Source organism: Pseudomonas sp. ACN8 (genome assembly GCF_002303925.1).
In the GTDB taxonomy this organism is placed as follows: domain Bacteria; phylum Pseudomonadota; class Gammaproteobacteria; order Pseudomonadales; family Pseudomonadaceae; genus Aquipseudomonas.
In genome coordinates this window covers 15,060-27,750 of sequence record NZ_MRCS01000042.1, presented here as the reverse complement: position 1 = coordinate 27,750, position 12,691 = coordinate 15,060, and the positions used below count along the sequence as shown (strand labels likewise).

Annotated in this window: 8 protein-coding genes, 1 tRNA gene and 4 pseudogenes; 5 read left to right on the top strand and 8 right to left on the bottom strand. The window is 61.5% G+C overall.

All coding sequences use genetic code 11. The features are described from left to right. Positions 1-27 precede the first annotated feature (27 nt). Entirely contained in the window at positions 28-1,245 is a 1,218-nt protein-coding gene (locus tag BSF44_RS21860) for an MFS transporter (protein WP_095945268.1), read from the bottom strand. Between the two features lie 333 nt (positions 1,246-1,578). On the opposite strand from BSF44_RS21860, the gene BSF44_RS21855 reads away from it, so the two are divergent. Continuing rightward, positions 1,579-3,636: a methyl-accepting chemotaxis protein gene (locus tag BSF44_RS21855; protein ID WP_095945267.1), complete on the top strand. Its 2,058-nt coding sequence runs from the start codon at positions 1,579-1,581 to the stop codon at positions 3,634-3,636. 15 nt (positions 3,637-3,651) lie between these two features. Here BSF44_RS21855 and BSF44_RS21850 read toward each other — a convergent pair. Further along, positions 3,652-3,870: pseudogene (locus BSF44_RS21850) on the bottom strand (LysR substrate-binding domain-containing protein); the annotation flags it as partial. On the opposite strand from BSF44_RS21850, the pseudogene BSF44_RS30810 reads away from it, so the two are divergent. Together BSF44_RS30810 and BSF44_RS21845 are read left to right on the top strand one after the other, a co-directional pair. Then, positions 3,871-3,993, top strand: a pseudogene (locus tag BSF44_RS30810) (hypothetical protein); the annotation flags it as partial. Positions 3,994-4,062: 69 nt separating this feature from the next. Beyond that, positions 4,063-4,139: transfer RNA gene (locus tag BSF44_RS21845), tRNA-Met, on the top strand. Between the two features lie 146 nt (positions 4,140-4,285). Here the strand turns inward: BSF44_RS21845 and BSF44_RS21835 are convergent. After that, the gene (locus tag BSF44_RS21835) at positions 4,286-5,389 is read right to left on the bottom strand and encodes a DUF2817 domain-containing protein (protein ID WP_095945266.1); all 1,104 of its coding nucleotides are present in this window, start codon (positions 5,387-5,389) and stop codon (positions 4,286-4,288) included. Between the two features lie 166 nt (positions 5,390-5,555). Between BSF44_RS21835 and ggt the strand changes: the two genes are divergently transcribed. Together ggt and BSF44_RS21825 are read left to right on the top strand one after the other, a co-directional pair. After that, positions 5,556-7,388: a gamma-glutamyltransferase gene (ggt, locus tag BSF44_RS21830; RefSeq protein WP_095945265.1), complete on the top strand. Its 1,833-nt coding sequence runs from the start codon at positions 5,556-5,558 to the stop codon at positions 7,386-7,388. A gap of 206 nt (positions 7,389-7,594) precedes the next feature. Beyond that, positions 7,595-7,966, top strand: coding sequence for a type II toxin-antitoxin system HigA family antitoxin (locus BSF44_RS21825; RefSeq protein WP_095945264.1), 372 nt, complete (start codon positions 7,595-7,597; stop codon positions 7,964-7,966). Between the two features lie 57 nt (positions 7,967-8,023). Here the strand turns inward: BSF44_RS21825 and ddlA are convergent, their stop codons facing one another. From ddlA to BSF44_RS21805, 5 genes and pseudogenes are all read right to left on the bottom strand, one after another. Continuing rightward, complete coding sequence (ddlA, locus tag BSF44_RS21820; RefSeq protein WP_095945263.1) at positions 8,024-9,118, bottom strand: D-alanine--D-alanine ligase; 1,095 nt, start codon at positions 9,116-9,118, stop codon at positions 8,024-8,026. Between the two features lie 47 nt (positions 9,119-9,165). Then, positions 9,166-9,765 carry a flavin reductase family protein gene (locus BSF44_RS21815; RefSeq protein WP_095945262.1) on the bottom strand — a complete coding sequence of 200 codons (600 nt, stop codon included), beginning with the start codon at positions 9,763-9,765 and terminating at the stop codon, positions 9,166-9,168. 107 nt (positions 9,766-9,872) lie between these two features. Beyond that, positions 9,873-10,310, bottom strand: a pseudogene (locus BSF44_RS31175) (methyl-accepting chemotaxis protein); the annotation flags it as partial. A 150-nt stretch (positions 10,311-10,460) separates the two neighbouring features. Further along, a pseudogene (locus BSF44_RS31170) lies at positions 10,461-11,078 on the bottom strand (PAS domain-containing protein); the annotation flags it as partial. 228 nt (positions 11,079-11,306) lie between these two features. Further along, positions 11,307-12,620, bottom strand: coding sequence for an MFS transporter (locus BSF44_RS21805; RefSeq protein WP_095945260.1), 1,314 nt, complete (start codon positions 12,618-12,620; stop codon positions 11,307-11,309). Positions 12,621-12,691 lie beyond the last annotated feature (71 nt).

Below are 12,691 nucleotides of genomic sequence, written 5' to 3'. Positions count from 1 at the left end.
CACTCCTACACTGGGAAATGTGTTGGATCAGGACTTCTTCGTACGCGGCAGGAAGATCGCCAACACCCCGAACAACGGCAGGAACGAACACAGGTAGTACACATATTCGATGCCGTGTGTGTCCGCCAGATGCCCGAGCAACGCCGCGCCAATCCCGCCAAAGCCGAACATCAGACCGAAGAACACCCCGGCGATCATCCCGACATTGCCTGGCACCAGTTCCTGGGCATACACAACGATGGCCGAGAATGCCGAGGCGAGGATGAAGCCGATGACTACGCTGAGGATGCTGGTCCAGAACAGGTCGACATGGGGTAGCAGCAATGTGAAGGGTGCAACGCCGAGGATCGAGAACCAGATCACCGCCTTGCGCCCGATCCTGTCGCCGATCGGTCCGCCAAAGAATGTCCCCGCCGCGACCGCGCCCAGAAACAGGAACAGGTGCAACTGCGAACTGGCCACCGACAGGTCGAACTTCTCGATCAGGTAGAAGGTGAAGTAGCTGGTGAGGCTCGACATGTAGAAATACTTGGAGAACACCAGCAACCCGAGCACCACCAGCGCACTGATGACTCGGCCCTTGGACAGGCCGTGAGTCGCCGCCTGGCCTTGCTTGAGCTTGAACAGGTTCAAGTGGTTGGCGTACCAGCGGCTGATCCGATAAAGCACGAACAGCGCAAACACCGCGAACAGGCCGAACCAGGCCACGTGCCCTTGACCGTAGGGAATGATGATCGCCGCCGCCAGCAACGGGCCGAATGCCGAGCCTGCGTTACCGCCGACCTGGAAGGTTGATTGCGCCAGCCCGAAGCGCCCGCCCGAAGCCAGGCGCGCCACGCGGGACGCTTCCGGGTGGAAGGTCGATGAACCGATGCCGATCAGCCCCGCCGCCAACAGGATTAGCGGGAAACTGGCGACCACCGACATCATCAGAATGCCGACGAGGGTGCAGACCGTCCCCGCCGGCAACAACCACGGCTTGGGATGGCGGTCGGTGTAGTAACCGACCCACGGCTGCAGCAGCGAGGCCGTCAATTGGAACGTCAGAGTGATCAGGCCGACCTGGGTGAAGGTCAGGCCATAGTTGGCCTTGAGCATCGGATAGATCGACGGCAGCACCGACTGGATCAGGTCGTTGATCAAATGCGCCAGCGCTACCGCGCCAATGATGCGCATCACCAGGGGACTGCTTTGGGGCGTAGCGGACGCCGGCACTGAGCCGATCTGGGTGTTGCTGATAGCCATGGGAGTTTCCAAACCACAGGACGTACAAACGTGCAGGTGCGTCAATGTGCCATTTTTCAGTGCGACAACGCCATCCCCTTAGCCTGCTAACGACTTCGATTTTCATCGCCACATCCTTGATGGCGCAAAGCCATGGTCTGAATCTTGCCTTCCTTGTCGGCTTGAACGCGGCTTCCTTACAAAGGAGACCGACAATGGGAAGTTTCGCTACAGAGTCGGCCTACAGAGCGGACAAGGGTGAACTTTCGAGGCCTTTTTAGAGGGCACGAGTCGGGGGGGCGACAACCTCCGACGCACGCCAAGAGTGCGTGGTGTCCAGAGGAGTCTTGGGGCATGCAGGCTTTTTTATCACCGGGGATCGGGCTGCTGGGGCGTTTTGGCTTCGCACGTAAATTCCAGCTGTTGTTTCTGCTGTTTATCCTGCCGCTGGCCGGCAGCCTGTGGATGATCGGCCAGGACTATCGCGACAAACTCAACCTGATCGCCGGCGAACGCGCCGGGGTGCGGCAACTGCTGGCGCTCGATGCGCTGGATGACCTGCTCGCCGCCCAGCGCGATCGCGCCGCCCGATGGCGCGCCACGGAAACCAATCGCCAGCCAACGCCGGCCACACTCGCCGCGATGGCCGCCTTCGATGCGGTTCAACCCGCCGTCAGCCAGGCCACTGCCGAACTGGGCAATGCCTTGCAAAAAGAAAACGTCGAGGGCGAAACCCTGACGCGCTACCAGGCCCTGCAAACCGCCCTCGGTGGCCTCGACTCAAAAAGCCTGAGCAATGTCGGCTGGTGGCCGGACGGCTATGATCGCTTCACCAACGCCTTGAGCGCCCTGCAAGCCTTGCGCGAGCAGATCGCCATGGACAATCGCCTGACGCTGGCGCCGTGGCTGGAAACCTACTTGCTGACGCAGATCTCCACCCAGCATGCGCCAGACCTGATCGAACGGGTCGGTCGGCTCGCGGCGGTGGGTCAGGCGTCGGTAGTGTCCGGGCAGTTTACCCTGCAAAGCCGTCTGCAACTGCGCGACTTGCGCAGCCGCATCGGCGATGCGCGCGAGCAGCTGGTGAAAACCGCAGGCCTGCTCGAAGCGCGTCTGCCCAGCGCCCTGCAAACCTGGGCCGGGCAATACCATGCCAGCCTCAAGCGCCTCGATGCAGGCCTGAAGGTGCTGGATGACGGCGTGTTCGGCGGCAGCATCAACCTCAAGCCGGAGGACTTCGAACGCAGTCTCGATGCCCTGCTCTCCGACCTCGCCTCGTTGCGCCAGCAGTCGCTGGTGTCGCTGGATCAACGCCTGGATTACTACCACGACTCAGCGATCCGCCAGTTCATTGTGGTGGCCGCCGTGTTGGGCTGCCTGCTGTTGGCCGCGCTGTATCTGTTCATCTGTTTGCAGGCTTCGATCCGCCGCAGCGCCAGCGGCATCACGGTGCTGGCCGAGGCCTTGCGCGATGGCAACCTGAGCCTGCAAGTGCCGGTTCAAGGCCGGGACGAGCTGGCAGTCATCAGTACCGCGCTGAACGTCGCCGTGGTGCAACTGCGCACCAGCCTGCAAGGGGTGGATCACGAAACCCTGCAACTGAGCAACGCGGTAAAAGCCCTCAACCATCACTCCAGCGACGCCCTGGGCGAAGTCGAAGCCCAGCAGTTGCAGATCAGCCAGATTGCCGCGGCGGCGACGCAACTGGCCGCCACCTCACAAGGGGTGGCCCACAGTTGCGAACAGGCGTCCGGCAGCGCCCAGCACACCCGGCGCATTGCCGCCGACAGCAGCCGTGACAGCCAGCGCACCACCGCGAGCATCCAGCAACTCAATCAACGCCTGAACGAGACCGCTGCGGCGCTGGGCCGGGTCAGTGAACAAGGGCAGCAGATTCAACTGGTGGTCGACACCATTCGCGGCGTCGCCGAGCAGACCAACCTGTTGGCACTCAACGCCGCCATTGAGGCAGCTCGAGCGGGCGAGCAAGGGCGTGGCTTTGCGGTGGTCGCCGATGAGGTGCGCAGCCTGTCGCAACGCACGCAATCGTCGACCGCACAGATTGCCGGCACGGTCGACAGCCTGCGCAACACCGTGAATGAGGCCGTCAGCCTGATGCAAGTCGCGTGCAGTCAGGCAGAGTCCGATGCACAAGCGGTCACCGGTCTCGGTGAACGGCTTGGGGAAATCGCCAGCGCGGTGCAGAGCGTCACCGATACCCTGGCGCAAATCGCCACGGCGGTGGAGGAACAGGCCAGTACCGCCGATGAAGTCAGCGGCAATATCCAGCAGGTCGATCAAGCGGCGGTGCGCTTGCTCGAAGGAGCCCGCGCAGTGAACCAGGCCGCGGACACCCTGAGCCACGGCAGCAAGGCCCTCAGCGACAACACCGGGCGTTTCCGTTTGAGTTGAGTCCGTCAGGACTTCTCAGGCGCGGATCACCGCCTCCGGGAAGTCCTGCTCCAGTTCGCTCTTGAGCCAGTCGATAAACCACGTCACGTCCGCCGAGAGCTCGGCGGACGGCGTCAGCACCCGATGGCTTTCCAGCTTCACTTGCGCGCCCACCACCCGCACCAGCTTGCCGCTATGGAGTTCTTCGCGCACCAGCACTTCGTTAGCCAGCGCAATGCCCTGCCCGCTTTCGACCAGGCCGACTTCGCTATCCTGCAATTGGCCCACGCATACGAACAGGCCAGCCGCTGGTTCCAGCGCTGCCCTTCACCGCTGCTCGGAAGGCTCGAATTTGCTAAAGAATTGATAAACGGTTGAAAGCGCAGAGAAATATTTTAGATTTGTGCTTGACGCATCCTCGTTACCGGTGAATAATGCGCGCCACTTGGCTACATAGCTCAGTTGGTTAGAGCATAGCATTCATAATGCTGGGGTCCGGGGTTCAAGTCCCTGTGTAGCCACCAAGTACTAAAAACGGCTTACCGCAAGGTAGGCCGTTTTTTTATGCCTGTAGGAACGAGCTTGCTCGCGATGGTCGTTAACGATAACGCGTGTTTACAGGTTAAACGCGGCGCTCTTGAGTCCATCGCGAGCAAGCTCGCTCCTACACCTACACCGTCGGCAATGCAGACAACGCCCGCTCCCAGATCTGCCACGTCCGTAACCAGACCATCGCCTGCCAATCGCTGTCGGCGGGATAGAATTGCTCCAGCAGATTCAGCTTGATCCCGCGCCCTGTTGCGTCATTCGGGTTGCCGTGCAGATGCAGCCAGTGATCATCGCGCAGATGACGGTGAACCTCCGGCCCCGGATAAGTCCCGCACTCAATGACAAACGGCATCAGCCGCACCTGCGGCAGCGCATCGATCAATGCCTGCGAGGTGTAGCCGGTGGCCGTTGCCGCCACGCCGGTTTCGCTCAGGGTGTCGGCACCGGTTTGCAGGCTGTAGAGCCACGGGCCATAAATCGCCTGCGCGTCCGCCAGCGCCGGGTAGGCAGACTCGGTGATGGTCAACAACATCGGATGACCGTACTCGCCAGCGCCCGTGTGCAAGTCGAAACACATGGCGACCTCGGCATGGGCCACGTGCGTTTGCACGATCCTGTGCAGCGTGAGGTTCGACCAGCTCGGCGCCAGCCCGCCGAAAAACAGGCCGTCGGGATGAGCATGCTGACCGCCCTCGACAATCGACATGACTGCCGGCCAGCCGTGCAGGCGAATCTGTTCGTCGAGCAAGGCATCGGCACGATCACGCTGCGGACCGTGCAACTGCGGGCAGGCATAGATTTCATGCAAGGCGTTGTAGGCCTGGTTGTCTGGCAGCGGTCGCTGGAAATCCAGGTGATTGCGGTTCAGGTCGATGTTGTCTTCATTGACCCGGCGCAACCACGCCATGCCCCAGGGGTTGATGGCATGGATCATGACCACGGCGACCTCCGCCGGCAGGGAGCGCTTGCCCAACTCCTGCAGCCATTTGATCTGGCAGCCCGAGCCATAGAAGCCTTCGACCCCGTGAGTGCCGCTCAACGCGATCAGCAGCCGCTTGGCGCCCGGCTCACCCAGCACCGCCACATCGGTACTCAGAGGCTCGCCGAGCGGCCCTTTGAGCGGGTGTGGATACTCCGTCAGCGTTGCGCCTGCCGTGGTGGCTGCGGCCCGGAACTGTTCACGCTGGGAGCGATAGCTGGACTGGGTGGGGAACTCGGTTTGCATATCTGCCTCTTGTTGATTTTCCGGCCTGCCTGTTGGCCACGACCCTACAGAAAATCCCGCCATTGATGAAGGACAAAAACATCGGTGCCGCAGGCCCCGGTTTGCTTCCCTCCCGGTCGGCCGATAAAGTCGGCTGATCGTAGATCCAACGGACGGAGTACCCCACGTGTTCTCAACCTTTTCATTGCGCCGCTATCGCCTGCCCGCCCTGGCTCTGCTCGCCAGCGCCTTGACCCTTACCGCGTGCAACAACGCATCGGTGCCGACGCTGCCACTCGCACCGGAAAGCGCTTCCGGTTTCCGCACCGACCTGCAAACTCAACACGCCGAGAAATACATGGCCGCGGCGGCCAACCCGTTGGCGGCCGAAGCCGGGCGGACGATGTTGCGCCGGGGTGGCTCAGCCATCGATGCCGCGATTGCGATGCAAGCGGTGTTGACGCTGGTCGAGCCACAGTCTTCGGGCATCGGTGGCGGCGCATTGATCGTACTCTGGGATGGCAAGGCCGTGCGCACCTACGACGGGCGTGAAACCGCCCCGGCCGGCGCCACCGAGAAGCTTTTCCTGCAAGCCAACGGACAGCCGATGGCGTTCACCCAGGCGCAGATTGGCGGCCGCTCGGTGGGCACGCCCGGCGTATTGCGCGCCCTGGAGCTGGCCCATCAAAAACACGGACGCCTGCCCTGGGCGCAGCTGTTTGAACCGGCCATCCGGCTCGCCGAGCAAGGCTTCGCCATTTCGCCACGCCTGCACCAGTTGATCGCCGCGGATTCGTCCATGCCACGCTCAGCGGAAATGATGGCTTACTTTCGCAATGCCGATGGCAGCCCGAAAGCCATCGGTACAAACCTGAAGAACCCGGCATTGGCCGCCGTGTTCAAACGCATCGCCCATGAAGGCCCGGATGCCCTGTACAAAGGCCCGGTCGCCGAGGAAATCGCGGCCAAAGTGCAAGGCCACGCCAACCCCGGCAGCCTGTCCCTGACCGATCTCGCCAACTACCAGGCCAAGGAGCGCGCGCCGCTGTGCACCGACTACAAGCACTGGCAAGTCTGCGGCATGCCGCCGCCATCGTCGGGGGGAATCGCCGTGGCGCAGATCCTCGGCACGTTGCAAGCCCTTGAGACTCGCGACAAGCGTCTGGCGCTGGCACCGCTGAAACCTGTCAAGACCACGACCCCGGCCGGCATCGAACCCGCCCCGCAAGCCGTACACCTGATCTCTGAAGCCGAACGCCTGGCCTACGCCGACCGCGCTCAGTACGTCGCCGATACCGACTTCGTGCCCGTGCCGGTCAAGGGCCTGGTCGACCCGACCTACCTCGCCAACCGCGCAGCCCTGATTGGCGAACGCAGCATGGGCACGGCCAAACCCGGCACTCCGCCGGGCATCCGGGTGGCCTATGCGCCGGACCGTTCGCCGCTGCGGATTTCCACCTCGCAAGTGGTGGCCGTCGATGATGCAGGCGGTGCCGTGTCGATGACCACCACCATCGAGTCGGCGTTCGGCTCGCACATCATGGTTCAGGGTTTCATGCTCAACAACGAGATGACCGACTTCTCGTTCATCCCCGAGGAAAACGGGCAAAAAGTCGCCAACCGCGTCGAACCCGGCAAACGCCCGCGCTCCTCCATGGCCCCGACCCTGATCTTCGACCGCCAGAGCGGCGAATTCCTCGCCACCGTCGGCTCTCCCGGCGGCTCGCAAATCATCGAATACGTGGCCAAATCCACCATCGGCCTGCTCGACTGGAACCTTGATGCACAGGCGGCCATCAACCTGCCCAACTTCGGCAGCCGCAACGGGCCGACCGAACTGGAACAGGGACAGTTCAGCCCGACGCTGATTCAGGCGCTGAAAGACAAAGGGCACAGCGTGAGCGAGATCGACATGACCAGCGGGACCCAGGCGATTGTTCGGGTCAAGGACGCCCAAGGCAAAGCGTCGCTGACAGGCGGGGCCGATCCGCGGCGTGAGGGGCAAGCGCTGGGGGATTGAGTCGTACGCGGGGATGGGAAAGGGCTTACCGGTGGGTAGGCCCTTTTTATTGGTAAAGCATCCAGGTCGCCTCGATCCCGCTGCTTTTTCCTACCCGCAAACAATTGAGTCCTGGTTAGAATTTCCGCGCCGTGTACCTAAAATTTATCGGCACTCACAAGCAGTACGACACGGTCGACGCTGATAACGTCGAAATGGAGTAACCCATGAACATTCATCCGATTCACACCGAAGAGGATTACCGCGCCGCTCTCAAGAGTGTCTCTGCACTGTTTGAGAATGAACCAGAAATTGGCACTCCCGAGGGAGATTACTTTGACATCATGATTACGCTGATCGAGTCGTATGAGTCGAAGCACTTCCCGGTCGACTTACCCAATCCTATCGATGCGATCAAGTTCAGAATGGAGCAGTCCGGGTTGTCCGCCGCCGATCTTGCGCCCGCCATCGGCCGCACAAATCGTGTTTATGAAGTACTCAATGGCAAGCGAGCGTTGACGCTTCCGATGATATGGAAACTGCACGAGCTGTTCGGGATACCCGCCCAGAGCCTGATCAAACCGGTCAAGCACGCTTGATCAGGGTCGGCTCTTGTAATCATACCCACCGATAATACGGACGATACAGAACTCCGCTTATCGACTGATCTTCAACCCCTGCCGAACCTGGTGCTTTTCCAGCGCCAGCTCGATCAGTCGCGTCACCAGTTCGCTATAGGTCATGCCAGTGGCCTGCCACAGTTTCGGGTACATGCTGATGCGGGTGAAGCCGGGCAGTGAGTTGATTTCGTTGATCAGCACTTCGCCGCTGTCGGTCAGGAACACATCGACACGGGCCAGGCCGGAGCAGCCCAGTACCTGAAACGCTTCGACGGCCAGGGCGCGAATACGCTCGCTGGCCTCGACGCTGATTTTGGCCGGCACCACCACTTCAGCAGCCGTGTCATCGATGTATTTGCTGTCGTAGGAATAGAACCCGCTGCGCACCACGATCTCGCCGCAACCACTGGCGATGGCGTCTTCATTGCCGAGCACCGCGCATTCAATCTCACGGCCGCTGACGGCGGATTCGACCAACACCTTGGTATCGAAACTCAAGGCCAGCTCCACTGCTGCGGTGTATTCGGCCTCGTCGGCGACCTTGCTAACGCCCACGGAGGAGCCCTGGTTTGCCGGTTTGACGAACAGCGGCAAACCGAGCCGGGACTGAACCTCGGCAAACCCGGTGCGGGTCGCCGTGGCGCGGGTCAACGTCACGAACGGCGTCACGGCCAGGCCGGCATCGCGCAGCAGGCGCTTGCTGATGTCCTTGTCCATGCACACGGCCGAGCCGAGCACATCGGAGCCGACAAACGGCAGATCGGCCATGCGCAGCAGACCTTGCAGGCAACCGTCTTCTCCGAGGGTGCCGTGGACAATCGGGAAGATCACATCAACGTGACCGAGCATTTCCTGGCTGGAGGTTTCCACCAGTTGCTGGCTGGCCTTGCCCGGCACCACGGCCAGTTCGCGGTTGGACTGGTTGAGGGCGATCAGCGCCGGGTTTTCCTGGTTCAGCAAAAAGTTGGAAGGGTCGTTGAGGTGCCAGTGGCCTTGTTTGTCGATGCCGATCAGCACCGGTTCGAAGCGTGAACGATCCAGCGCATCGACGATGTTTTTCGCCGACTGCAACGACACCTCATGCTCGGCCGAACGGCCGCCAAAGATTATCCCTACACGCAGTTTTTTCATCGCCCGGCCTCTTGGTGAATGTGCTTACAACTTGAATAGTCGAAACCTTACGGCTGCAAGGTCTTGCCGTCCACCGGCTCGCCAATGGTCAGGAAGTGCCCGCCCGCCACGTGGTGCAAGGTGCGCAAGGCATCTTGCCCTTCGAAGTGCCAGCGCCCTTCGCTGAACACGCGTTCGTCAGCCTGGGCGGCAATCACTTCGGCCAGGAACAGATCGTACTGCTGGTGATTGTTCGGCTCCGGCAACAGGCGACATTCCAGCCAGGCCACGCAGCCTTCGAGCATCGGCGCATCGACCGATTCGCCAATGAAGGTCTGCAAGTCGTAGGTTTCGAACTTGTCGCGCCCCTGGCCCCGGGTCAACTCCAGGCCGGAGGTCGAACCGACGGTTTGCACAATGTCGGCCTGGGCGGCGCAAGGAACGTTCAGCACAAAAGTACCCGAGGCTTCCAGCAACTGGCGAGTCCAGGTGGACTTGTCCAGCACCACGGCAATTTTCGGTGGTTCGAAATCCAGCGGCATGGCCCAGGCTGCCGCCATGATATTGCGCTGGCCACCGTGGGCTGCGCTGACCAGCACGGTCGGGCCATGATTGAGCAGACGATAGGCCTTGGACAATGGAACCGGACGGCGGTGGGAAACGCTCATGGAAGTCTGCTCCTGAGGGAAAAGAGCCGATTGTAACGGGATAAAACACGCTGAAATGAAAAGATCGCCGATGGCGATCCTTTCATTCGGCGGGCAGAACGCTGGGCTCAACTCACCAACTGGTTGGCAAACTGCCCCACCGCATTGACCACTTTCTGCGCGCCGTCCTGGATCTCGACAATCACCGTCCCCGCTTCCGCCGCCAGTGCCAGGCCCTGCTCGGCCTGAAGCTTGCCGTCGGTCATCAGGGCCACGGCGTTGCGCGCCATGTCCTGGTTCTGCCGCACCACGAGGACAATTTCGTCGGTAGCCTGGCTGGTGCGCGACGCCAGTTGCCGGACTTCATCGGCCACCACGGCGAAACCCCGACCCTGCTCGCCCGCACGCGCCGCTTCGATGGCCGCATTGAGCGCCAGCAGGTTGGTCTGTTCGGCAATGCCGCTAATGGTTTTGACGATGGTACCGATCACCAGCGATTGCTCGTTCAGAGCTTCGATGCCATCACCGGCGGTTTGCATATGCCTGGCCAGGTCACGCATTACGTCCACGGCCTGGGTCACAACGGCGTTTCCGCGCTGGGCGCTTTGGTCGGTTTGCTGCGAGGTGCTGTAGGCAATGTTGGCGGCCTCGGCGACGGCTTGTTCCTGATTGACTTGATCGGTAATCACCGTGGCGAACTTCACCACCTTGTACAGCTTGTTGTTGGCATCGGCCACCGGGTTGTAGGACGCCTCCAGCCAGACCGTACGACCATGGCTGTCGACACGTTTGAAACGGTCGGCCACGTACTCGCCCGCGTTCAGACGACGCCAGAAGTTCTGATACTCGGCGCTGTTGTACTCCTCCGGCAGGCAGAAGGTGCGGTGATGCTTGCCCTTGATCTGCGCCAGGCTGTAACCCATGCCACCGAGGAAGCGGTCGTTGGCGGTCAGCACGTTGCCATTGAGGTCGAATTCGATCACCGCCGTGGAGCGCACCAGCGCACCGATAAGGTTCTCGTGTTCGCGGGAGGCCTCGATGGTGCGAGTCAGATCACTGGAGATAATCGAGAAATGCCTGATCTTGCCGTCTGTCGAGCGCACGGGTTGGACGATCGAGCGCAACCAGGCTTCCTGGCCCGTGCCGCGCAACAGGCGCACAGCGCCGGCGAAGTGCTCACCACGAATCAGCGCGTTTTTGAAACGTTGCTGGAATTCGTCGTGTTTGACGTGATCCGGGACGATCTCTTCGATATGCCGGCCAATCAGCTCGTTGCTCTTGTAGTGCATTTCGCCAAGGAAGTTCTGGTTGACCGATTGCACCCGCCCGTCCATATCGAGGGTGAGCACCAGCATCTCGCTTTCCAGGCTTTCCTTCACTTGCTGGAGGCTGGAGAGTTCTTCACGAAGAGCTGACAGCTCCTGCTTCAAGCGTTTATTGAACATGGGAAAGCACCGACGGACAGGGGTAGAAAGCGATATGCAGCCTAACCATCGGCCTTGGAAACATTTACTTAAGCGTGTTTCAGGTTTGTCCTACAAAAATAGTTGTGATGCGCACAATCAATGCGCGCCAGCAGTGGAACAGCCTGCGATTCTCGGCATCCGCGCACCGAAATAAGCCGCGCTGCCCACGCCCACCGCCCCCATCACCGCACTGAACATCACGCAGATCCATGGACTCCACGGCATCAGACCGATCAACAGCAGCGGTGTGACACTCGCCCATACGGCGTAGGCAATGTTGTAGGTGAACGAGATGCCCGAGACGCGAATCCGCGCCGGGAACAGGCCGACCATGACCGATGGCACCGCGCCGACCACCCCACAGGACAGCCCTGCCACGGCGTAGGCCAGGCCGATCCAGTCGCCGCCCATGATCAGGCAGGCATACAGCACGCCGATGCCCAGCGGCAGCAGCAGGCTATAGAGCATCACCGTGCGCCAGGCGCCGATGCGGTCGACCAGCAGCCCGGCGAGCACGCAGCCGATGTTCAGGAACACGATGCCCAGTGCACTCAAGGCGAAGGTATAGCTGGCGGTCATGCCAAAGGTTTTCTGCATCATGGTCGGGGTGATGACCACGAACACCACCACGGCCGAAGTCAGCACGCAGGTGAGAATCATCGCCGGCAAAATGGCCAGGCGATGCTCGCGCAAGACCGTGCGCAGCGGCAGTTCGCCGGCCGCCTCGCGTTGCGCCTGCATGGCCATGAACACCGGGGTTTCGCTGAGCCAACGACGCAGCCAGACGCCAATCACCCCAAACACACCGCCCAGCAGGAAGGGGTAACGCCAGGCGTAATCGAGGATTTCCGTTGGACTGAACGCCTGCGCCAGAAAGGTCGCGGTCAATGCGCCGATCAAATAACCGAAGGTCAGCCCCGCCTGCAAGAAACCCAGGGCATAGCCGCGATGGGCGATGGGTGCGTGCTCGGCGACGAATACCCAGGCACTGGGCACCTCACCGCCCACCGCCGCGCCCTGGAGGATGCGCAGTGCCAACAGCAACAAGGGTGCGAAATAGCCGATTTGCGCGTAGGTCGGCATGATCCCGATCAGCAGGCAGGGCAATGCCATCATCAGGATGCTCAGGCTGAAGACCTTCTTGCGCCCCAGACGGTCGGCGAAGTGCGCCATCAGGATGCCGCCCAGCGGTCGCGCCAGGTAACCGGTGGCGAAAATTCCGAAGCTTTGCAGCAGGCGCAGCCACTCGGGCATTTCCGGCGGGAAGAACAGCTGGCTGAGGGTCAGGGCGAAAAACACGAAAATGATGAAGTCGTAGATTTCCAGCGCCCCGCCGAGCGCGGCGAGCCCAAGGGTCTTGTAGTCCGAGCGGCTGAACGGCGCCGGGCGCGAATCGGTGTTGGCAGTCATGAGAAGAACTCTGGCACAGGCAAAAACCAAGGCGCCCATGGTCTACGCAAACGCATCGGCGGACAACCCGT